The 22,911-nt window shown below is 60.9% G+C and carries 20 protein-coding genes; 4 read left to right on the top strand and 16 right to left on the bottom strand.

Translation table 11 applies throughout. The features are described 5' to 3' along the window. Positions 1-9 precede the first annotated feature (9 nt). From ACR0LZ_RS03535 to purC, 5 genes are all read right to left on the bottom strand, one after another. The gene (locus ACR0LZ_RS03535) at positions 10-1,788 is read right to left on the bottom strand and encodes a sensor histidine kinase (RefSeq protein WP_480748394.1); all 1,779 of its coding nucleotides are present in this window, start codon (positions 1,786-1,788) and stop codon (positions 10-12) included. A 36-nt stretch (positions 1,789-1,824) separates the two neighbouring features. Further along, positions 1,825-2,493, bottom strand: a complete 669-nt coding sequence (gene purQ / locus ACR0LZ_RS03530; RefSeq protein WP_480748393.1) for a phosphoribosylformylglycinamidine synthase subunit PurQ — start codon at positions 2,491-2,493, stop codon at positions 1,825-1,827. 11 nt (positions 2,494-2,504) lie between these two features. Further along, positions 2,505-3,548: a zinc-dependent alcohol dehydrogenase family protein gene (locus ACR0LZ_RS03525; RefSeq protein WP_480748392.1), complete on the bottom strand. Its 1,044-nt coding sequence runs from the start codon at positions 3,546-3,548 to the stop codon at positions 2,505-2,507. Between the two features lie 3 nt (positions 3,549-3,551). Next, the gene (gene purS, locus ACR0LZ_RS03520; RefSeq protein WP_480748391.1) at positions 3,552-3,782 is read right to left on the bottom strand and encodes a phosphoribosylformylglycinamidine synthase subunit PurS; all 231 of its coding nucleotides are present in this window, start codon (positions 3,780-3,782) and stop codon (positions 3,552-3,554) included. 89 nt (positions 3,783-3,871) lie between these two features. Continuing rightward, positions 3,872-4,627, bottom strand: coding sequence for a phosphoribosylaminoimidazolesuccinocarboxamide synthase (gene purC, locus ACR0LZ_RS03515; RefSeq protein ID WP_480748390.1), 756 nt, complete (start codon positions 4,625-4,627; stop codon positions 3,872-3,874). Positions 4,628-4,788: 161 nt separating this feature from the next. Here purC and ACR0LZ_RS03510 point away from each other — a divergent pair, with 161 nt between their 5' ends. Together ACR0LZ_RS03510 and bmt are read left to right on the top strand one after the other, a co-directional pair. Then, entirely contained in the window at positions 4,789-5,109 is a 321-nt protein-coding gene (locus ACR0LZ_RS03510) for a DUF1476 domain-containing protein (RefSeq protein ID WP_480748389.1), read from the top strand. 143 nt (positions 5,110-5,252) lie between these two features. After that, entirely contained in the window at positions 5,253-6,269 is a 1,017-nt protein-coding gene (gene bmt, locus ACR0LZ_RS03505) for a betaine--homocysteine S-methyltransferase (protein ID WP_480748388.1), read from the top strand. Here the strand turns inward: bmt and ACR0LZ_RS03500 are convergent, their stop codons facing one another. The 11 genes from ACR0LZ_RS03500 to ACR0LZ_RS03450 all read right to left on the bottom strand — a co-directional run bounded on the left by ACR0LZ_RS03500 (position 6,270) and on the right by ACR0LZ_RS03450 (position 19,285). Continuing rightward, positions 6,270-7,829: a trypsin-like peptidase domain-containing protein gene (locus tag ACR0LZ_RS03500; protein WP_480748387.1), complete on the bottom strand. Its 1,560-nt coding sequence runs from the start codon at positions 7,827-7,829 to the stop codon at positions 6,270-6,272. Positions 7,830-7,870: 41 nt separating this feature from the next. After that, the gene (locus ACR0LZ_RS03495; RefSeq protein ID WP_480748386.1) at positions 7,871-8,647 is read right to left on the bottom strand and encodes an enoyl-CoA hydratase-related protein; all 777 of its coding nucleotides are present in this window, start codon (positions 8,645-8,647) and stop codon (positions 7,871-7,873) included. A gap of 75 nt (positions 8,648-8,722) precedes the next feature. Then, positions 8,723-9,178, bottom strand: coding sequence for a cytochrome c-type biogenesis protein (locus ACR0LZ_RS03490; RefSeq protein WP_480748385.1), 456 nt, complete (start codon positions 9,176-9,178; stop codon positions 8,723-8,725). Further along, entirely contained in the window at positions 9,175-11,139 is a 1,965-nt protein-coding gene (locus ACR0LZ_RS03485) for a heme lyase CcmF/NrfE family subunit (protein WP_480748384.1), read from the bottom strand. The genes ACR0LZ_RS03490 and ACR0LZ_RS03485 overlap by 4 nt, the downstream gene beginning before the upstream one ends. 75 nt (positions 11,140-11,214) lie before the next feature. Then, positions 11,215-11,793 carry a holin family protein gene (locus ACR0LZ_RS03480; protein ID WP_480748383.1) on the bottom strand — a complete coding sequence of 193 codons (579 nt, stop codon included), beginning with the start codon at positions 11,791-11,793 and terminating at the stop codon, positions 11,215-11,217. Beyond that, positions 11,784-12,395: a holin-associated N-acetylmuramidase gene (locus tag ACR0LZ_RS03475; protein ID WP_480748382.1), complete on the bottom strand. Its 612-nt coding sequence runs from the start codon at positions 12,393-12,395 to the stop codon at positions 11,784-11,786. The genes ACR0LZ_RS03480 and ACR0LZ_RS03475 overlap by 10 nt, the downstream gene beginning before the upstream one ends. Before the next feature lie 120 nt (positions 12,396-12,515). After that, the gene (gene ccmE / locus ACR0LZ_RS03470) at positions 12,516-12,962 is read right to left on the bottom strand and encodes a cytochrome c maturation protein CcmE (RefSeq protein ID WP_480748381.1); all 447 of its coding nucleotides are present in this window, start codon (positions 12,960-12,962) and stop codon (positions 12,516-12,518) included. Positions 12,963-12,969: 7 nt separating this feature from the next. Next, the gene (gene argC, locus ACR0LZ_RS03465) at positions 12,970-13,998 is read right to left on the bottom strand and encodes an N-acetyl-gamma-glutamyl-phosphate reductase (protein ID WP_480748380.1); all 1,029 of its coding nucleotides are present in this window, start codon (positions 13,996-13,998) and stop codon (positions 12,970-12,972) included. A 93-nt stretch (positions 13,999-14,091) separates the two neighbouring features. After that, positions 14,092-14,901, bottom strand: coding sequence for a glutamate racemase (locus tag ACR0LZ_RS03460; protein WP_480748379.1), 810 nt, complete (start codon positions 14,899-14,901; stop codon positions 14,092-14,094). 7 nt (positions 14,902-14,908) lie between these two features. Then, positions 14,909-15,787: a lysophospholipid acyltransferase family protein gene (locus tag ACR0LZ_RS03455; protein ID WP_480748378.1), complete on the bottom strand. Its 879-nt coding sequence runs from the start codon at positions 15,785-15,787 to the stop codon at positions 14,909-14,911. Between the two features lie 78 nt (positions 15,788-15,865). Continuing rightward, complete coding sequence (locus tag ACR0LZ_RS03450) at positions 15,866-19,285, bottom strand: indolepyruvate ferredoxin oxidoreductase family protein (protein ID WP_480748377.1); 3,420 nt, start codon at positions 19,283-19,285, stop codon at positions 15,866-15,868. Between the two features lie 169 nt (positions 19,286-19,454). On the opposite strand from ACR0LZ_RS03450, the gene ACR0LZ_RS03445 reads away from it, so the two are divergent. Both ACR0LZ_RS03445 and ACR0LZ_RS03440 read left to right on the top strand, forming a co-directional pair. Then, positions 19,455-20,363, top strand: a complete 909-nt coding sequence (locus tag ACR0LZ_RS03445) for a LysR family transcriptional regulator (RefSeq protein WP_480748376.1) — start codon at positions 19,455-19,457, stop codon at positions 20,361-20,363. 272 nt (positions 20,364-20,635) lie between these two features. Further along, positions 20,636-22,906, top strand: coding sequence for a mechanosensitive ion channel family protein (locus ACR0LZ_RS03440; RefSeq protein ID WP_480748375.1), 2,271 nt, complete (start codon positions 20,636-20,638; stop codon positions 22,904-22,906). Positions 22,907-22,911: the final 5 nt, after the last annotated feature.

Raw genomic sequence — 22,911 nt, 5'->3', positions numbered from 1 at the left:
CATTCCTCGTTATTCAGCGGCCTCCAGGCCGTCCTTGTCCAAAATTGGCAACTGCATCTCGAACACCGCGCCGCCATTCTGCGCATTTCGCGCCGTAAGCCTTCCGCCATGGTCGTTCACGATCCCGGAGGAGATGGCAAGCCCCAGACCGACACCGTCCCCCGGTTGCTTGGTCGTATAGAACGGCTCGAACAGGTTTTCGATATTCTCGATTCCATGCCCGTTGTCGCGCACCGTCAGGACGGCCATGTCACCTGCGGCCAGGATGATTTCGACATCCGGCTCGGATACGGATTTGGTGGCGTCCAACGCGTTTCGCAAGAGGTTCACCATGACCTGTTCGATCCGCATCCGATCCCCCATCACAAGAACCGGGTCTTCCGGCAGGATCTGGGTGATCTTGACGTGCCGCTGCCTGAGCTGCGGTTCCATCATCGAGAGGGACGAGGCCAGCGCATCGCCAAGATTTACGGGGGAAAACGCATCCGCGCCCTTGCGCGCATAGGATTTGAGCTGGCGTGTGATCGCGCCCATACGTTCGATCAGGCCGTCGATCCGGCCAAAGCTGGCCAGCGCCTCTTCGGGGCGGTTGCGGCGCAGCAAAAGGCGCGCACCGGCAAGATAGGTCTTCATGGCTGCCAGCGGTTGATTCAACTCGTGACTGACCGCGGCCGACATCTCGCCCAGGGCGGCGAGTTTCGAGCTTTGCGCAAGGGTCTGTTCCGCCACTTCCAGCGTCTTTTCAACCCGTTCGCGTTCAGCAATTTCCCGCTGCAGCCTGGCGTTCAGTGCGCGAAGCTCCGCCGACTCGCGCTGGAACAGCGCCATGCGCAACGCGGTTCGCCGGCTGAGGGCATAGAAGGCCAGCGCCAACAGAATCGCGAAGCCCATGATTTCCAGCGCCAAAACGCTGTTCACCCGCTCGCGGATCGAGGCGTAAGTGGTAAAGGACGTCATCTGCCAGCCCCGGAACGGGATGCGGGATTCCATCCGCATCACCGCCTCACCCTGCAGATAGGCATCCGCGGGCAGGCCGCTCCAATCCGTCGTTGCCCGTATCGCGCGCTGAATGGCGGTTTGCGGCGTCTGGCGTTGCAACGCTTCGTTCTCGTTCAGCCCGCGCCAGCGGGGTTCGGTGGACAGGATGATTGTTCCGGTGCTGTCGGTAACCATGACCGCGTCGGAAATTCCCGCCCACGCGCGTTCGAACTTCTGCAAGTCGACCTCGACAGCGATAACGCCAAGAACCTCGGAGCCGCTTTCGATACGCCGGGAATAGAAGAACCTGTAGCCGCCCGCTTCCGTCTGGATGACCGAAAATATCGTTGCATTGGAGCGCAGGGCATCCACGAAATAGGTCATGCCCCGATGAGTTTCCCCCAGACGGTTCCGATCCGTGGCGGCAACCGACCGGCCATCCCGGTCCAGCAACATCAGGGAGGCGGCGCCGATCTCTTCCACGAACGAGATCAGGCGCTGCGTGGACAACGAAAAATCGTTCGACTGCAACGCCGCAATCAAGGTCGGGTCTCGGGCCAGAAGCTGAGGAACGATGGCGTTCCGGCGCAATTCGCTGAGCAGGTTGCCCGAATACAGCGCCAACCGCAGTTCGGCCCGGTTGCGCGTGCTTTCCGTGAATCGTTGCGTCAGCAGCGTATTGGTGACCCAGACGGTGATGACCGCAAGAAACAGCAAGGACAGAACGACCGTGCGCAAACGCCAGCCCAGCGAACTGGTCTGGACCCACGAAGTGCGGTCCTTGTCGGAAATCTTACCGTCGGAACTCATTCCCCAAGGCTACGCCGCCTCGCGCGCCATCACAAGTCAAGCTGGCGTCAGGACCCCGGCCAATGCGCGAAAGAGCGCCGTTCCATCGGTGCCGCCGTGGCCCTGATCAACCGCGCGTTCGGGATGCGGCATCATTCCCAGAACTCTCCGGTTTTCCGAAAGAATTCCGGCAATGTCATCGCGCGAGCCGTTCGGATTCTCGGTATAGGTAAATGCGACCCGGTCCTGATCGCGCAGTGCGGCAAGGGTTTCGTCATCGGCAAAATAATTGCCGTCGTGGTGGGCGATCGGAATGCCGATCACGTCACCGGTGTTGTAGCCTTGCGTGAAGGCGCTGGCGCTGGTCTGGACCTTGAGACCGACGGTGCGGCAGATGTATTTCAGGCCGGCATTGCGCAGCAGCGCACCCGGCAGGACGCCGGTTTCGGTCAGGATCTGAAAGCCATTGCAGACACCCAGGGCATAGCCGCCGCGATTGGTATGCTCGACCACTGCCTTGCAGATCGGCGACTGCGCGGCGATGGCGCCGCAGCGCAGATAGTCGCCATAGGAAAACCCGCCGGGAACGCCAACGATATCGACGCCAGACGGCAGGGTTGCATCCTTGTGCCAGACCATGTCGACCTGAAAGCCCGCCTGCTCGAAGGCCACGGCGAGATCACGGTCACAGTTCGATCCGGGGAATACGACTACGGCTGCGCGCATGGCAGGTCCTCCTAGGTCACAAATTCGGTGATGACGGCCACACCGGGGGGCGCAGGCCGGTCGAACGCGGCAAGCTTGTCGCTTGCCTGGCTCAGGGCGATGGTTCGGGTCACGAGCGGAGCAAGGTCGACCTGTCCGCCTGCGATCAGGTTCAACAGGGACGGATAGCGCCAGCTGGGCATGCCACGCGTGCCATAGACGGCAAGCTGCCCGGAATAGAGCACATCCATCGGCAGCGACATCTGCGTATGTGCGCCTGCGGGCATGCCGATCTGGACCATCCGGCCCAGTTTTCGCAGCGACCGCATGGTGGCCACGGTCGTCGCCTCGATGCCGAGCGCCTCGACCCCGACATGGGCGCCGCCGCCGGTCAGTTCGCGCACCATCTGGGGTGCATCACAGGTCGCGGCGTTCACGACGGCGTCCGCGCCCAGCTTGCGGGCATAATCAAGCTTGTCGTCGCTGATATCGACGACAGCGACACGGGCCCCCAGCGCACGGCCCAGCAGGAGGGCCGAGATGCCGACCCCACCGCCACCAAACACGGCCAGCCATTCGCCGGGCTGAATCGCGGCGCGACCCACCAGCGCCTGCCAGGCGGTCGTCACGCGGCATCCAAGGGCCGCAGCAATCTCGGGCGCAAGAGTGTCTGGCAGCGCCGTCAGGTTTGCGTCTGCATGGGCCACGGCGACATATTCGGCAAAGGCGCCGTCGCAGGTAAAGCCCGGCACCACCTGATCGGCGCAGATGGTCTGGTTTCCGGCCGAGCAATCGCCGCATTTTCCGCACGCCAGAATGAACGGGGCAATCACACGGTCGCCGACGCGCCACCGTGTCACGTTTGCGCCGACAGCGACAACCTCGCCGCAGAATTCGTGGCCGGGCGTCATCGGCAACACCACATCCGGGTCAGAACCGGACCAGGCGTGCCAGTCCGACCGGCAGACGCCGCAGGCCAGAACGCGCACGACCACGCCATCGGCATCCGGGGTCGGATCCGGCACGGTCGTCAGCTCCAGCGGCTGTCGGTAGGCTGTCAGACGCGCGGCCCGCATGCGTCAGGCCAGTTCGATCTCGTAACGTTCGATCACGGTGTTGGCGAGAAGCTTTTCGCACATCTCGGCGACATCGGCCTCGGTGGCGCCTTCGGCCAGTTCCAGGTCGATCACCTTGCCCTGACGCACGCCCTCGACCTTGTCGAAGCCCATCGCGCCCAATGCATGACGCACCGCTTCGCCCTGCGGGTCCAGAACCCCGTTCTTAAGCATCACATGCACCCGTGCCTTCATCTTGTCCGTCCCTCGGCTTGCTTGAGAAACCCCTGAGGCTTCATCTTTCCACAAATACTCGAATGCGCCGCCCATCACGGGCGGTGCGGTCAGTTGATCAGGGTTGGCTTGGCCACCTGGCTTTTCGGCAGAACGCCCAGACGGCGCGCCACTTCGGAATAGGCATCGGTCAGGCTGCCCAGATCGCGCCGGAACACGTCCTTGTCCAGTTTCTGGCCGGTCTCGATATCCCACAGGCGGCAGCTGTCGGGGCTGATTTCGTCGGCCACGACGAGCCGCTGGAAATCGCCATCATAGACGCGGCCGATTTCGATCTTGAAATCGATCAGGCGGATACCGACGGCCAGCATCAGGCCGCTCATGAAATCGTTGACCCGCAACGCCAGGCTGAGGATATCGTCCATGTCCTGCTGGCTGGCCCAGCCGAAGGCGGCAATATGCTCTTCGGTCACCATCGGATCGCCCAGGGCGTCGTCCTTGTAGCAGTATTCGACGATCGGGCGCGGCAGCTGCGTGCCTTCGGCGATGCCCAGGCGTTTGCTCATGGAACCGGCGGCATAGTTGCGCACGATCACCTCGAGCGGGATGATCTCGCACGAGCGTACCAGCTGTTCGCGCATGTTCAGGCGGCGGATGAAATGCGTCGGCACGCCGATCTGGTTCAATCCGGTCATGAAGAACTCGCTCAGGCGGTTGTTCAACACGCCCTTGCCTTCGATGACGTCCTTCTTTTCGGCATTGAACGCGGTTGCGTCATCCTTGAAATACTGCACGATGGTTCCCGGTTCGGGGCCTTCATACAGGATCTTGGCCTTGCCTTCGTAAATCTTCTTGCGACGCGCCATGTGCGACCCTTCCGGATTGGGGCGAGGACGTGAGTCCCTCTGCGTTTGCGCCCTCTTAAGCCAAGCGCTCTTGTGTCGCAAGCTGGCCGCACCCTCTTGCGGATGCGGCATAGCGGCGTCATACGTAATTTGAGGAAGAAATATTCAAGGGGACGCATCCCATGACCACATTCGACGAACGCGAAGCCGCGTTTGAAGCCAAATTCGCCCATGACGAGCAGATGCAGTTTCTGGCCCGGATGCGCCGCAACCGGTTCATGGCCGTGTGGGCATCGGCCCTGAAGGGCGAAACCGTTGAACATGCCAAGCAATACGGTCAGGAACTGGTTCACACCGACATTCAGCACGTCAGCGAGGACGATGTGGTCAACGCGGTTCTGAGCTATCTCGGCGATCTGACGGACGAGCAGACCGTGCGCCTAAAAATGTCCGAACTGCTGGTCGAAGCCAAGGAACAGGTTCTCACGGAATCGGAAATCTGACCTTTCCGGTCGATAGTTCCGGATATCTGGTACACGCCTCATGATCTTCATGAGATTTATGAGTTTGATTTGACGCCCCGTTCATGAGACACGGGGCGTCTCACATTTTGGTGACTGCAAAATACCACATATGGATCGCGACCATGACCAACGCATTTGCTGACCTTCTGGCAAGTTCGGATGCCCTCCTTGCGGATGGGGCCACCGGCACCAACCTGTTCAATATGGGCCTGCAATCGGGCGATGCGCCGGAGTTGTGGAATGTCGAGGCGCCCGACAAGATCCGGGCGCTTTATCGGGGGTCGGTCGAGGCCGGGAGCGATCTGTTTCTGACAAACACATTCGGCGGCACCGCTGCCCGGCTGAAGCTGCACGATGCGCAGGACCGGGTGCGCGAGTTGAACCGGATCGGGGCCGAACTGGGCCGCGAGGTGGCCGACAAGGCCGGTCGCACGGTGATCGTGGCGGGATCGGTTGGCCCGACGGGCGAGATCATGGAGCCGGTCGGCAGCCTGTCGCATGCCGCCGCGGTCGAGATGTTTCACGAACAGGCCGAGGGCTTGAAGGAAGGCGGCGTTGACGTGCTGTGGCTGGAAACCATCAGCGCGCCCGAGGAGTTTCGCGCCGCGGCCGAGGCCTTTGCCCTGGCCGATATGCCCTGGTGCGGCACCATGAGTTTCGACACTGCCGGGCGCACCATGATGGGCGTGACATCGTCGGATCTGGCGCAGCTGGTGGAAACCCTGCCCAATCCGCCGCTGGCCTTCGGCGCAAACTGCGGCACCGGCGCGTCGGATATCCTGCGCACGGTTCTGGGGTTCGCCGCACAAGGCACCGAGCGCCCGCTGATCTCGAAGGGCAATGCCGGAATTCCCAAATACGTGGATGGTCACATTCACTATGACGGAACGCCCGACCTGATGGGTGACTATGCGGCGATGGCGCGGGATGCCGGGGCGAAGATCATCGGTGGCTGCTGCGGCACCATGCCCGAACACCTGCGCAAGATGCGCGAGGCGCTGGATACGCGTCCCCGCGGTGAGCGTCCGACGCTGGATCAGATAACTGCGGCCCTTGGGTCGTTCACCTCGGCCTCGGACGGCACCGGCGATGACGCCGCAGGTCCGGAGCGCCGGGCGCGCCGCCGTCGCCGCGCCTGATCACTGGCTTGCACCGGGCGCCTGCAGCAGCGCCCGGACCTGAGCGGCCGGGACACCGAAATTCGATCCACCGAACTCGGGGATGATGGCGGCGTTGACCGCCACCACTTCGCCGCGCAGGTTCAGGACCGGCCCGCCACTGCCGCCATGCGTGGTTTCCGCGTCATAGACGATTGCAGCGGTCGTTGCCTGCCCCACGATGCCGCGGCTGGATAGCGGTGACATCAGGCCTGCTTCGGACAGCCGCGCGGCGACGTCCCAGAACCCGGTTTCGCCACGTTCCCGCAGCGCCTGCACGAATTCTTCGCCCGATTGCGTCAGCAGCGACATCAAGCCGGTCGGATAACCCATGACCAGCACCTCTTGCCCTGGAACCGGCGCGGCATCGGCCAGCGGAATGCCCGGCGGCAGGTCGGTTTGCGATACTGGCGCAAGCAACGCCAGGTCCGCCGTTTCGCTGACGGTGCCCGGTGCCAGATCAATCGGCCCGATCCCACCCGGGAAGTACCCCACAAAGCGTGTCATCACCGGCTCCATCACTTCGCCGCCCAAGCGGACACCGGGTTCGTCATCCCAGGGTACGGCCACATGCCGGTTGGTCACGATCACCGGGCGATCCGACAGAACGAAACCGGTTCCGTTGAACTGAACCTCGGCCACCGGACCATTGCCGTCGAGCGACAGCATCGGCTGCCCGTTGGGCAAGCGGATCGGTACGCCGCCTGCATCCACGACCTGCCGCAGCATTTGCCCGCTTTCCCGGTGCCGCAGCCCATAGCCGCCCTGAAGGAACGCCACCGATGCCGCCGCCTGTCCGACAACGCGCATCGCGGCCTGGGACTGTGCCTCGAGCGACTGAAGGCGTTCGGTATTCACGGATAGCCGGTTGCGGAAATCTTCCTCGAGCGCCGCGAGATCACCGGGGTGCAGCGCATCGCGCTGTGCCTCGGACAAGGCTGCGGCGAGGGAATCGACCTGAAACTGGCCGCTTTCCATTTGTGCCCTAAGGGTCCGGTCTTCGCGATATTGCAGCACCACGGCGAGCGTCAGCACGGCCAAGGCAAGCAGGACGCCGGCGCGAAACAGCAAGCTGGTGTCGGTGGCGGTTCTTCGGAGCGTTCCAAGAACCGCGCGGCTCAAGCGTCGGAAGAACGGTTTGCGGCTGCTGCGCAGATAGCACATCGCGTCGTCCAGAATTTCGGCGAATGTCGGCTTGGGGCGGGTCAGGTCATCGTATATCCGGAGCCGGGACAAGGGGCCGGTTTCCCCGAACTCGATCATGTCGCCCTGTTTCAACTCGGCCTTTTGCACCGCACGCCGGTTGACCCAGATGTCGACACCGCCCGATGCCTCGACCGAAAAGGTTTCGCAATCCCTCAGCACGCGGGCGGCGAACGTCCCATCAGGCAGCTGCGCTCCGGGCGGCAAAACACGAAGACCGCCGGACTGATCCAGCCAGATGTCCATCGCATCGGCGGTGATCCAAGAGTAATGGCCGCGGTTCTTGCCGGTCAGATGTTCAAGGACCGCCGCGCAGGGGCTGGGGGTCGGTGCAGTCATATACCGATCATGACGCCCTGCTGCCCCTGTCTGTCAATGGCTTAGCGGCCCTCGAACCTTGGCGGACGCTTTTCCAGAAACGCCACGACGCCTTCGGCGAAATCGCGGGTGCGGCCGCATTCGCCCTGCAGATGCGCCTCGACCGCCAGCTGTTCGGGCAACGTCCGGTCATAGCTGCCACGGATTGCCCTTTTGATCGCGGCGAACCCCGCAGTCGGACCACTGGCCAGATAGGCCGCGCGCTTGCGCCAATGCGCCTCGAAGTCATCGTCGGCGACCGCTTCCCAGATCAGTCCCCAGTCTTCGGCCTGACGCGCGCTGATCTTGTCGGCGAAAAGGGCCGCACCCATCGCCTTGGCGAACCCCATCTGGCGCGGCATGAACCATGTGCCGCCCGCATCCGGCATCAGGCCGATCCGCGCAAAAGCCTGCAGAAAATAGGCGCTCTTGGCAGCGATGACGACGTCCGCACACAAGGCCAGGTTTGCGCCCGCCCCGGCGGCAGGGCCGTTCACGGCGGCAATGGTGGGCACCGGGCAGTCATAGACCGATTGCAGCATCGGTTCGTATTCGTCGCGCAAGGCGCGTTCCAGATCGATCTTGCCGGTGCTGGAGGCATCGCCCAGGTCCTGCCCGGTGCAGAACGCCCCGCCCGCCCCGGTCAGGACAATGGCACGCGCGTGCTTTGCGCCTTCGTGCATTGCATAGGTGATCTCGGCCCGCATCTGGCTTGTCAGCGCGTTCATCTTCTCGGGCCGGTTCAGCGTCAGGACCGCCAGGTTATCGGCAATCTCGAACGTGATGGTGTCATACTGCATGGGATGCCCCTCGCCTGCGTTCCGTTTGAACGCAAACTGGCGCAACCTGACGTTATGGGAAAGCGGAACCGCGCGTCACTCTTCGAGAATTTGGCGCAGCCGTTCCTTTTCCTGATCGCTGAGGTCGGCCTCGGACGGCACCGTTTTCCTGCTGGATCTGTTGCGAACGAAATTCCAGCCCATGATTGCCGCGACCAGCAACATGATTGGCCCGGCCAGCCACAAAAGCCAGTTCGCGCCACTGGCCGTTGGTTTGAGCAGGACGTATTCGCCATAGCGGTCGACGATGAAGTCGATCGCCTCTTCATCCGTGTCTCCCGCCACCAGACGTTCGCGCACCAGAATGCGCAGGTCACGGGCCAGTTCCGCGTTGCTTTCGTCGATGCTTTCATTGCGGCAGACGAGGCAGCGCAAGCCCTGGCTGAGTTCGCGCGCGCGCCCTTCCAGCACCGGGTCATCCAGCACTTCGTCGGGTTGCACGGCCAGAACGGGGCTGGCCAACAGCATCAGGATCAGGATCAGCCGTTTCATTCTGCGGGCACTCCGGCCTGGGGGGATCTGCGCGCGCCGGCGGCGACGCGGAAACGCCGGTCCGTCAGGGACAGCAACCCGCCAAGCGCCATCAGGATCGAGCCGCCCCAGATCCAGTTGGCAAATGGTTTGATATAGGTCCGCATGGTCCAGCTGCCGTCCAGTTGACGATCGCCGATGACCACATAGAGATCGCGCAGGAAGCGGTAGTCGATGGCGGCCTCGGTCGTCGGCATCCGGGACACCGGGTAGTCCCGTTTCTCAGGGTTGAGCATGGTGATGACGCGGCCGTTTTTCTCGATCTTCACGGTGCCCATGGTCGAGACATAGTTCGGCCCGTCAACGCGCCGTACGTCCTGAAGCGTCAGGGTGAAACCGCCGACCTCGAAAGGCTCGCCCATTTGCGCCACGCGAATATCCTCGACCTCCCAGGCCATGAGTCCCGCGATGGCGAACATGGTGATGCCCAGCCCGGAATGTGCGACCGCCTTGCCCCAATCGGCGCGCGGCAGGCGCATCATGCGGCTTAAGCTGCCCTTGCGGCCGGTCCGGCCCCAAAGATCGACGGCGGCCCCAAAGGTGATCCAGGCGCCCAGGAACAGGCCGACCGGCCCAAGGGCGCTGCGCCCCGTCTGCATGACCCAGACCAGCAACGCCAGCGCGACGGCAAGGCCAAACGCGTAGCGCAGGGACCAGGCCGCCTTGCCCAGCTTGCCGCGTTTCCAGGGCAGCATGGAGCCAAGCGGCAGGATGATGCCCAGGGCGACCATGAACGGGGTGAAGGCTGCGTTGAAGAAAGGAGCGCCGACCGACAGTTTACGGTCAAAGGCCATCTCGGCCACGATCGGCCAGAGAGTGCCGAAGAAGACCACGAAACACGCAACGGCAAGCAGGATGTTGTTCAGCACCAGTGCGCTTTCGCGGCTGACCATGCCGAACACGCCCTTGGCCTCCATCGCCTGCGCGCGCGCCGCGAACAAGGTCAGCGCGCCGCCGATGAAGAATGCCATGATGAACAGGATGAACACGCCACGTTCCGGGTCATTGGCAAAGGCGTGCACCGAGGTCAGGAGACCCGAACGCACGATGAACGTGCCGATCAGCGAGAACCCGAAGGCGATGATCGCCAGCAGGATCGTCCAGCTTTTCAGCGCTTCGCGTTTCTCGACAACGATGGCCGAGTGCAGCAACGCCGCCGCCAGAAGCCACGGCATGAAAGACGCGTTTTCGACCGGGTCCCAGAACCAGAAACCGCCCCAGCCCAGTTCGTAATAAGCCCACCACGACCCCAGCGCGATGCCGATGGTCAGGAAAATCCACGCAGCCAGCGTCCACGGCCTTACCCAGCGGCCCCACGCGGCGTCCACGCGGCCTTCGATCAGGGCGGCCACGGCGAAGCTGAAGGCCATGCTGAGGCCGACATATCCAAGGTAGAGGAACGGCGGGTGGAAGGCCAAACCCGGGTCTTGCAGCAAAGGGTTCAGGTCCTGCCCGTCAAAGGGCGCCACGATCAGGCGTTCGAACGGGTTCGAGGTGAACAGGATGAAGCCGAAGAATGCAACCGCGATGGCCGATTGCACCGCCAGCACGCGCGCTTTCAGAGTGGGCGGCAGGCCGCCGCCGAACCAGGCCGCCATGGCCCCGAACAGGGTCACGATCAGCACCCACAACAGCATCGAGCCTTCGTGGTTCCCCCAGGTGCCGCTGATCTTGTAGATCATCGGCTTGGCCGAGTGGCTGTTCTGCACGACGACCCTGAGCGAGAAGTCCGAGGTAACGAAGGCCCAGACCAGTGCGCCAAACGCAAAGGAGGTCAGCAAAAACTGCACCATCGCGGCGGGTTCGGCCATCGCCATCCACCCGGACCAGCGTTTGTGTGCTCCGACGAGCGGGACAACCGATTGCACGATGGCAACCAGAAAGGCGAGGATCAGGGCGAAATGGCCAAGCTCTGTAATCATGGCCCGGTATATACTGCGAGGCCCGGGGAGGTTCCAATCACTTTCGCCCCGCGGACCCGCACAAAGTGTCGCGGCTCAGCCCCTGCGCTGCTTGCGCCAGTCCTCAAGGGCGGGGTTTTCCTGTGCCTCCACCGTGGAAACCGTCAGCGCCGCGTCGCCGTCCGGATCAGCCGCGCCGGGGCTGTCAGCCCGCATCTCGCGAAGTGCGGCGATATTCCGGGTGACCTGCGGGACCCGTTCGACGACCCCGGCGATTTCACGCTGAAAATCCTGTGACTTGGCCTGATGCCGCGCGCCGAAATAGAAAGACACGATCACCCCGAGCAACCACCAAAGGGGTTCGGGCACCAATGCAATGCCCTGCATCCGTTCGGCGAACCACAGCGGATCAACCATTGCGGCAACAAACAGGCCCAGTGTACCGAAGGCCAGCGCGGGGCGTGGCAAGCGGTTCAGCCCATCCACGAACCGGTCGAACCCGCCTTTTCGCGGCACCGAGAATTCGGCGCCGAACTGTCCCATGGCCTGGGTTTGCAGGGTCAGCTGACGCCCGGCCTCTGCCTCGGCATTCTCGCGGAACACTTCGGCAGTTTCGGCGACCAGGTTGCGGCCGTTACCGAACAGGAAACCCAGGATGCCCGAAATCAACCCCATGACGCGATCCTTTCCAGAAAATCCTTTTCATTCAGATGATAGCGGGGCGAGATGAAAGCCTCGGCCCGTTTGATCCAACCTCCCTTGCCTGCGCTTCTGGTGCGCACGTATTTGCGTGACGCCGGTCGTTGATCGGCAAGGCGGAAGTAGTAGTTGCGGCGCGCGATGCCGTAGGCGTCCCGCAAAATCAGGGCATTCGGGCGCGAAGCCTCGAATGCTGAGCGAACGGATTGTGGCCCGATCAGGCCATCCACGGCCAGATCGAATCCCATGTCGCGCAGCAAGGTTTGCAAGATGCGCACCGCCTGTGATCCTGCATTGACGTACATGTCGAACAAGGGCGCCTGCAATGACTCCGGCATCTCGCCGATCCGGGGTTTTCGGAAATAGTGCACAAGAAAGACCTCGACGGCCTGTCCGCGCGTCAGTTGCCGGACATCCGAAACACCGATTGTGCCGTCCTTGTCCAGATCCAGCCCCAAGCGGCGCATCGTGTGGATTGTGACCCCATATTTCGTTGCCCCACCCGGATCGTCCGGGTCGTTTACGAAACCACCCTCGCGCGCAACGATTTCTTCGGCGATCTGTCTTACCGTCTGCATGCCAACCCTCCGCAAGTCCGGCCAGACGCTGCGCCACAAAGGGTTTACCCTGCGCAAGCAAACAGGGCGTTGCATATGCAACGCCCTGATGGAACAGTTCGGAATGAAGCGGTGGCAAGATCAGCTTTCGCCGGGCTCCTTGTAGACGCCTTGATCCTTGAGTGCGTCCATTACCTCTTTCGGCATGTAGGTTTCGTCGTGTTTTGCAAGAATTTCAGTCGCTTCAAAGACACCGTTCACGTAACGGCCCGTGCCGATCATGCCCTGATTCTCGGCAAACAAGTCAGGTAGAACGCCGGTAAAGACCACTGGCACGCTTTCGCCGCCATCAGTCACCGAGAACTGCACCGTCTCGCCCTGCCCACGCACCAATGTGCCTTCTTCGACCAGCCCGCCCATCCTGAACACTTCGGTCGGTTCCGGCGGTTCGGCGATGATCTGGCTGGGCGCGCGGAAAAAGTTGATGCCGTCGCGCATCGCGTACCCAATCAAACCGGTCGCCAACGCGAGGGCCACCACGGCCAGCAGAATAACTTGTACGCGGCGTCGTTTCTTGAGCGATTTCATGTCGTCCTCACGGGAATAGCGGGGCCATCATCAGGCCCGTCGTTTCAGGCTCACCTAACATCAGGTTGGCGTTCTGCAAGGCTTGGCCACTGCTACCTTTTGTCAGGTTATCCAGCGCACCGATCACGATGGCGCGCCGTTCGATCCGGTCGGCGGTCACCCCGATATGGCAGAAGTTCGAACCCCTTACGTGATGGGTCGAAGGTGCCTCGCCAAAAGGCAGCATCTGGATAAAGGGTTCGTTTTCATAGGCATCGCACAGGGTTTCATAGACGCTGTGGGGGTCACCATGCACGTAAGTGGTGGCCAGAATGCCCCGATTGGCCGGGATCAGATGCGGCGTGAACTGCACATGCACGGTACGCCCGGCGATCCTGGAGAATTCCTGATCGAATTCGCCTAAATGCCGGTGGGTGCCGCCGATGGCATAGGCGTTGTAGCCTTCGCTCAGCTCTGCGTGCAGGAGGTTTTCCTTCAACGCCCGCCCTGCCCCGGAAACCGCGCATTTCAGATCGAGAATGATGTCATCCAGATCGATAACCCCTGCTGAAATCAGGGGTCGCAGAACATATTGACCTGTTGCGGCGTTACATCCGGTGCCCGCCACCAGCCGCGCGTCTTTGATTTCGTCGCGGTAGAACTCGGTCAGGCCATAGACGGCCTCGGCCTGGCACTCCAAGGCGGCATGCGGATTGCCGTACCACTTCTGGTATTCGGCCGGGTTGCGCAGCCTGAAATCGGCGGAAAGGTCCACGATTTTCAGCGTCTTGGGCAGATCGCGAATGATCTCCTGGCTGGTCTTGTGGGGAAGCGCGCAGAAACACAGGTCGATCTGGTCGAAATCGATCTCGTCGATCCTGCACAACACCGGCAGGTCGAGATGCCGCAGATGCGGAAAGACTTCGGCCATGCTCTGGCCCGCCTTGCGCTCGGCGGCGAGTGCCACGATGTCCATGTTCGGGTGCTCGGCGATCAGCCGCACCAGTTCGGCGCCGGTGTAACCGGATGCGCCCAGAATTGCGATCTTGTGGGTCATGTCAGACCTCTTCTCTTGGGTGTCACATGTGTTGACCGCCGATGTGACGGTCACGGAAATAGGAAATTGGATCAATACCGTCCTTGACCGAAGTCAGGCGGCCTCGAAGGTGATCCGTCGTCGGAGGAACTGCGTCGCCCGGTCGCTGACAAAACCCGGTTTGCCGGTGGTCAGATACCCGCCCGCCCCCTCGCCAAGCATGTTGGGGTGCCGTTCAAGGTAATCGGCCAGACTGTCGGCCACCAGCGTGCCCTGACTGAACACCTTGACGTCCGGCCCCAGCGCTTCCTGGAACGTGGTTTCCATCAACGGATAGTGCGTACAACCCAGAATGGCGGCCTGCGGATGCGGCATCTTGCGTCTGAGCGCATCAACATGGCTGCGCACGAGCGCTTCGGCCAGGATCAGGTCGCCCTCTTCTATGGCGTCGACGACGCCGCCACAGCTTTGCGCCTCGACATCCACGCCGATGGCGCGGAAAGCCAGTTCACGCTGGAAGGCGCGGCTGGCCACAGTCGCAGGGGTTGCAAACAGCGCGACATGCTTGGTTTCCACCTCGCGCGGCGGTGAGTTGTCGCCCCATTGCCGTTCGGTCAGGGCCTCGATCAAGGGAACGAAGACGCCCAGCACGCGCTTGCCTTTGGGCACCCCCGCCTCCTGCATCCGCCGCAGAGCGGCGGCGCTGGCGGTGTTGCAGGCCAGAATCACAAGGTTGCAGCCCCGACCCCAGAGGTCATACACCGCGCTGCGGGTCAGTTGATAGATATCCTCGGCGTCCCGAACGCCATAGGGCGCATGGGCGCTGTCGGCATAGTACAGGAAATCGACGTCCGGCAGACGTTTCTGCGCGGCGTTTAGAACGGTCAGACCGCCCAATCCGGAATCAAAGATACCTACTGCCATTTGACCTTCAGGCGCGATGCCGTTCCTCGAATTCATAGCCGTAGTCATACGATTTCAACGGCTCCGGAGACAGCTCATACGTGGCTTTGCGAAGAAAATCCATCATCTTGCGCGTGTCGCGCGACAACGGGTCCAGAATGTCGCGTCCGATGGGGTTTCCGACCACCACACGCACGGGTGTATCGACGCGTTTCCTGAACTCCTTGATCAGCAGCCCCATGCGCAACGTGCTGTGCAGGTGGCTGGCGATCTGGAACAGGCGCGAGGTATGGCCGTCGAAGAACAGGGGCACAACGACCGCGTTGGATTTTCCGATCATACGCGCGGTGAACCCGCGCCAACCCGGGTCCATGGGGTGCGAGAACAGCCGGGCAGAGGTGCTGACGGTGCCGCCGGGAAAGATGCCAATCGCCCCACCCTCGCTGAGGTAATCAAGCGACACGCGCCGGGTATCAAGGTTCGTCTTGACCGCCTCCTTGGTGTCATCGAATGACACGGGCAGAACAACCCGATCCAGATCCTCTGCCTTGCGGAATACCCGATTGGCCAAAATCCGGAAATCGCCCCGAGTCTGCGACAGGATGTGCCCCATCATCAGACCGTCGAGAATTCCGTAGGGATGGTTCGCAATCAGAATCAGCGGGCCTTGATTGGGAATATTCGACAGCGAACCGCCCACGACATCCAGCGTCAGTCCGTAACGCTCGACCATGACGGCCCAGAAATCGCGCCCGGCGGCGACCTCGTTTTCGTACCCGTCCGCCCGCTTGATCAGGCGCAGCCGCCCGGTTGTGTTTTCCATCAGCCGGATCACCGCTCGCCCGCCCCGCGTGGCGGCGGAATGCGCGTAGGTGATGTCGCGTGCGATATGACGGTGCGAAGGCATGGCACACTCCGATTCGATGCCCGCTAGATAAGGGCGGACACCGTTTTTGCATAGCCTCTGTAACCGGAGTGTGACGGTTTATTCGGCGGCGTTCCTGACCTCTGGCCCGCCTTGACGGATCACTGCCAGAAGCTCTTCGCGCCGTTTCGCGGCCTTGGCTTCGTATGCCACTTTCACTGGCCCAAATCCCCGGATATCCAAAGGCAGACGCGCCAGCGCAATGATCGCTTCGCGGGTTTGCGGCGTCAGCTTGGGCAGGACCTCTTTCATGTCCTTTTCGTATTGCCGGATCAGCGCGCGCTCCATCCTTCGTTCGGCACTGAAGCCGAAGGGGTCAAGCGGCGTCCCACGCAGCGCCTTCATCCGCGACAGGAGCTTGAGCGGCCCCAGCATCCATTCGCCGTATTCGCGTTTTTTCGGGCGTCCGCCCGGCCCCATTCCGCCAAAGATCGGCGGAGCAAGGTGGAGCGTCATCTTCAGGTCGCCGTCGAACTCTTCCGCCGCTTTTTCGCGACTGCTCAGCAACATCCGGGCAACTTCGTATTCGTCCTTGTAGGCCAAAAGCTTGTGGTACCCTTCGGCCAGCGCTTCTTTGAGACCGGTGTCGTCAATACCATCCAGCATCTTGCGATAGCGCTTGGCCAACCGTTTGCCCTGATAGTCGACCAGAAGATCGGCGCGGTAGTCGATCTTTTCATCAAGTGTCTTTGGCAGATCGACAACGTTGGGTTGAACTATGTTCGCCACTTCATCGGGATGCAGAACCGCCCAGCGCCCGATTTCGAACGCTCGCTTGTTGCGTTCCACGGCAGCACCGTTCAGGTCGATCGCTTCCAGGATCGCATCATGGCTGATCGGCAACAGGCCCCGCTGCCAGGCAGCGCCAAAGATCATCATGTTGGAATAGATCGAATCCCCCATAACGGCGCGTGCCAGTTCCGAAGCGTCGAACAAGTCGAGCTTGTCCTTCAGCCGCGCCTGCAATGCCAGCGTCAGGCGATCCGCCGGAATCTGGAATTCGGTATTGCGGGTGAAATCACCGGTGATGATCTCGTGGCTGTTGACCACGGCGCCGGTTTTTCCGGTCTGCGTCAGGCCAAGCGTCTTGGCCCCGGCAGATACCACCAGATCGCCACCGATCAGAGTGTGTGCCTCGCCCGTGGCGACACGGATCGCGCTGATATCTTCGGGCTTGTTCGCCAGCCGGCAGTTGATTTGAACCGCACCGCCTTTTTGGGCGAGGCCGGCCATCTCCATCATTCCAGCGCCCTTGCCGTCGATCTGCGCAGCTTGCGCCAGTACCGCGCCGATGGTCACGACGCCGGTGCCACCGACACCGGTGATCACGACGTTATGGGTGCCGTCAATTTCCGGCAGCGTCGGCATCGGCAGGTGCGGAATGTCGATTTCGGTCGTTGCCTCTTTGCGGATCCTGGCCCCTTCCACGGTCACGAAGGACGGGCAGAAGCCGTTGAGGCAGGAGAAATCCTTGTTGCAGCTTGACTGATCGATGGCCCGCTTTCGGCCCAGTTCGGTTTCCTTGGGCACGATCGAGACGCAGTTCGATTGCACGCCGCAATCGCCGCAGCCTTCGCAGATGTCGGTATTGATGAACACCCGCTTGTCCGGGTCAGGAAAGCTGCCGCGTTTGCGGCGACGGCGCTTCTCGGCTGCGCAGGTCTGGATATAGACGATAACGGAAACGCCTTCGATGTCGCGGAACGTTTTCTGGACATTCGGCAAATCCGCGCGCTCGAAGGTTTTCACGCCCGACGGCAGGGTCTTGAAGTCCACATCCTCTTTTTCGTCGTAGACTACCGCAATGTGCCGAACACCCATTGCATGCACTTCACGCACGATCCGGTCGGCGGTCAGATCGCCTTCGTTGTGCTGGCCGCCGGTCATGGCGACCGCATCATTGAACAGGATCTTGAATGTGATGTTCGTGCCCGCAGCCAGAGCGGCCCGGATCGCCTGAACGCCGGAATGGTTGTAGGTTCCGTCGCCCAGGTTCTGGAACACGTGTTTGGTGGTCGAAAACGGCGCCTCGCCGATCCAGTTCGCACCCTCGCCGCCCATCTGGGTGAAGCCGGTCGTGCTCCGATCCATCCATTGCACCATGTAATGGCAACCGATCCCGGCATAGGCCCGGCTGCCGTCCGGCACCTTGGTCGAGGTGTTATGCGGGCAGCCCGAACAGAAATACGGCAGGCGGGATGCGATTTCCTGTGCATTGTCGGCGCGGCGGGCATCGTCAAGTTTGCTCAACCCCGCGCGAATGCCGTCGGTATCGTGCCCCTCTTCGATCAGGATGTGTCCGATCTTTTCGGCAATCATCACCGGATCAAGCGCGCCGCGGGTCGGGAACAGTTCGTCGCGGTGCATGGTTCCTGCCCCACCCTTGTACCAGCCATAGACGCGACGACCACGGCGGTCGTCAAAGATCGCCTCCTTGACCTGCACCTCGATCAGCTTGCGTTTTTCCTCGACGATGATGATCAGATCCAGGCCCTCGGCCCAGTCATGGAATCCCTGCATGTCCAGCGGGAAGGTCTGGCCGATCTTGTATGTGGTGATCCCCAGCCTCTCGGCTTCTTTCTCGTCAATGTGCAGCAGCGACATTGCATGCACGAGATCGAGCCAGTTCTTGCCAGCCGCCGCGATGCCGATCTTGGCGCCGGGTTTGCCCCACATGCGCTTGTCCATCTTGTTCGCATGAGAAAAGGTTTCGGCGGCAAACCGTTTGAAGTCGATGATACGCCCCTCTTGCAGGTGCGGAGTATCCCCCAATCGGATGTTCAGGCCGCCTTCGGGCATGTTGAACTCGGGCACCACCAGGTTCATGCGGTCGGGTCTGCCATCCACGACCGATGTCACTTCGATGGTGTCCTTCATGGTCTTGAGACCGACCCAAACGCCGGCGAACCGGCTGAGTGCAAAGCCGTAGATACCGTAATCGAGGATTTCCTGCACGCCCGCCGGGCTGACCACGGGCATGTACATATCGACCAGCGACCATTCCGATTGGTGCAGCACGGTCGAGCTTTCGCCGGTGTGGTCGTCCCCCATGGCCATCAGCACACCGCCATGCGCGCCGGTTCCAGACATGTTGGCGTGTCGCATCACGTCGCCTGAGCGATCGACCCCCGGCCCCTTGCCGTACCAAAGGCCGAACACGCCGTCGTATTTGCCATCGCCGCGCAACCCCGCCTGCTGACTGCCCCACAGGGCAGTCGCGGCCAGATCCTCGTTCAAGCCATACTGAAACACGACGTCATTCTGCGCCAATTGCTTTTGCGCGCGGCTCATCTGGAGGTCGACTGCCCCCAGTGGTGATCCGCGATAGCCGGTGACAAGCCCTGCGGTATTCAGGCCCGCCTGACGGTCTCGTTCCTTTTGCATGAGCATCAGGCGCACCAGCGCCTGCGTTCCGTTCAAAAGGACCGGGCTCTTTTCCAGATCGAACCGGTCATTGAGCGAAATCTTTTGCTGACTCATCCGACGTCTCCCCTCGCCAAACAGCGTGCTACACGTTGCCTCAATATTAGGTCATAATTTCTGACCTGTATAGGTAATTTTCTTGTTTCCGTTACAACGTCATCGTTTGAATGTGGAAATTGTTACCTCTTTCATATAGGGCTGCTGGCTCATAACGAAAGTTGCTGCGATGGATTGGGACAAGCTCAGAATATTTCACGCGGTTGCCGATGCGGGCAGCCTGACACATGCCGGGGACAAACTGAATCTGTCGCAATCTGCGGTCAGCCGACAGATCCGAGCACTGGAAGAATCACTCAATTCGACCCTGTTTCATCGCCATGCACGCGGGCTGATTCTCACCGAACAAGGCGAATTGCTGTTTGACGCCACATCCGCCATGTCCAAGCGGCTGGACGCCGCCGCAGCGCGTATTCGAGACAGCGAAGACGAGGTATTCGGCGAATTACGCGTCACCACGACCTTTGGGTTCGGAACTTTGTGGCTGGCGCCACGCCTGCCCAAGCTTTATGAGAAATACCCCGATCTGAACATCGATCTGATGCTGGAGGAGCGTGTGCTGGACCTGCCGATGCGCGAAGCAGACGTGGCGATCCGGATGAAAGAGCCCAGTCAGGCTGATCTTGTCAGAAAACGTCTGATGACCGTGCAGATGCAGCTTTACGCCACAAATGGCTATCTCGACAGTCACAACGGAATGCCGCAATCCCTGAGCGACATGGTAAACCACCGCCTGATCTGCCAGAATCCGTCCGCCGCACAGGTCGGTGCCAGCGCGTCACTTGTCCAACATCTGATGACGTACAATCCCGGCTCGTTGTTGACCGTGAACAATTATTTTGGGGTGTTGCAGGGCGTTCTGCACAATCTCGGAATTGGCGTCCTGCCTGACTACGTAACCGAAGATTTCCCGGATCTCGTTCGGGTTCTGCCTGATATCGAAAGCGCGGATGTTCCGGTGTATCTTGCCTATCCCGAAGAACTGAGACATTCACAGCGCATCGCGGCGTTTCGCGATTTCGTGCAGGATGAGATCATCGCGCACCGCAAGCATCTGAGGCAACTCGGAAAACTGTAGCTATGCACGCTGATCATATCGGACATGAGGCGCTTGCACCCTAGTTTCTCTTGAACGGTCGGTAACTCATTACTAAATGACATCTCGAAGGCGGTGATGCTGCAACGCTTACTTCCTTCATACCTCCCTGTTGGACTTTGGCCGAGCTTAGAGCTCGGCCTTTTTTTTGCTTTTTCCCCGACCCGCCGGATTCTATGGATTTCTCTGGAAAATATGTGGCAACAGCATATGATCGCGGAAAACAAACACAATTTCGTTACCGAGGGTCTTATATGTTCCGCTTCTTCCGCTTGGTTGTGGCAGCCTTTCTTTTTGCCATCCTGGGAACTGTGTCGATCGCGCAGGTACCTGGCAGCAATTCGTCGGCCAGTTCCGCAACAACACCCGTCGTTCCCGAAGATCTGACACCAGATCAGGTGGACGATCTTGTGGCGCGAATGTCGGACGACCAGGTCAGGGCGCTCTTGCTGGAACGCCTTGATGCGGTGGCGAAAAAGCAATCTGACTCCGGCAGCCCGAAAAAAGGCCTCGTCACTTCCATCACAGATACCGTCAATGCGATGGCTGCATCCTGGGTAGACGTGATCAGGAAATTGCCATCTCTCTTTTCCAAACAACTTGAAGCGATTACCAATTTTGCCACCACTTTCGGGTCAGGAAGGCTGCTTTCGCTTTTCGGATACACCTTGCTGGCACTGGCAATCGGATATGCTGCCGAAAAGGCCGTAGGCCTGTGGACAAGGAGATGGACCAGAGCCGTTCCCGGCGATGCGTCCGCCGACCTCCGTGGGGCAGTGACTTTCCTGTTCCGCCGTTTCTGTCGGGAACTGCTGGGCCTGGTCGTGTTCTATTATGTCTTGGTGTTCGTCGGACGGAGGTTGCTTGACGAACAACAGATCGCCCATGTGGCGCCATTCGTCTTTTATCTGATCTGGTTTCCAAGACTTGGTGCTGCGATCTCGCGCTTTGTTCTGGCCCCCGAAAAATCTTCGCTGCGATTGGTCAATGTCAACGATCACTGGGCGAAGTACCTGCACCGCAACTTGATCGGCCTTTTCCTGCTGATCGGTTTCACCTTGTTCATCATCGTATTCAACGTCGAAAATGGTGTATCGATGGCCGAAACCCGCCTTGGGTTCTGGCTGAACACCTCTATTCACATCTATATCGCGCTGATTGCCTGGACCGCCCGCGACGGCCTGAGCGATATGATGCGCGGGACGGATCCGGACCGCACCCAATTCGATGAACGCGTGGCGGAACTTTATCCTTACTTCGCCATCGGCGTATCGGTCGTGATGTGGTTCGTCGTCGAGTACCTGTCAGCAATCCGCAATCCGGAGGTTCTGGCCACTTTGGCGGAAGGCGCCCATTTCACGACCATGTTCTGGCTTTTGATCGTGCCGGCCATCGACACCCTGATCCGCGGGCTGGTGCGCCACCTGCAACCTCCGATGATCGGAGGCGGGCCGATTGCCGAGCGCGCATACAAGTCGACAAAACGCAGCTACATCCGGATCGGGCGCGTTCTTGCCGGGGTTTTTGTTGTCCTGATGATCGCAAATGCATGGGATCTGGACTTGCAGGAAATTGCCGGTGTCGGCACGGATGCCGGTGGCAAGGTGATCCAGTTCTTCATCATCGCGGCCATTGGCTATATTCTGAACGAAATCGTCTCTTTGTGGATCAACCGGCGTCTGGCCAGGGAGCAGACCGCGTCGGAACAGAGCCCGGACGAAGAAGCCGGCGAAGGCGGCGGTGCCGGCGGTTCAAGACTGGCAACGGTGCTGCCCTTGCTTCGGGTGACGGCTCAGGTCGCGATTGCCGTGATATTCGGCCTCTTGGCTCTTGGAGCGCTGGGCCTTGACATTACGCCCTTGCTGGCAGGGGCCGGGATCATGGGATTGGCCATCGGTTTTGGCGCGCAAAAGCTGGTCTCGGACATAGTCGGCGGCATCTTCTTCCTGATCGACGATGCATTCCGCGTCGGTGAATATGTCGATGTTGGTGGCACCACCGGGACCGTTGAAAAAATCTCGATCCGTTCGATGCAATTGCGCCACCATCGCGGCCCGGTTCACACCATCCCGTATGGCGAAATCCAGAAACTGACGAACTACAGCCGCGACTGGGTGATCATGAAGCTCAAGTTCACGGTGCCCTTCGACACTGATCCGAACAAGGTCAAGAAGATCTTCAAGAAAATCGGTGCCGAAATGATGGAAGATCCGCTCCACAAGGAAGGGTTCCTGCAACCCTTCAAGTCGCAGGGTGTGTTCGATTTCGATGACGTGGGCATGATCATCCGGGGCAAGTTCATGGCAAAGCCGGGCAAGCAGTTCACCTTGCGCAAGGAGATTTTCAACAGGGTCAAATCCGCATTCAAGGAAAACGGTATCGACTTTGCCCGCCGCGAAGTTCGCGTCGCGATTCCGGGACTGGAAGAAGCCGAACACCTGACCGACGAACAGAAAGCTGCGGTCGGAGCGGCCGCCGGAGAGGCGGTGAACCAGCAAGTCGCGCAGCAGGAGCAGAAAAAGTGAGGCTT

Source organism: Ruegeria sp. CI1 (assembly GCF_056536925.1).
This window is presented reverse-complemented; position numbering and strand designations above follow the sequence as displayed.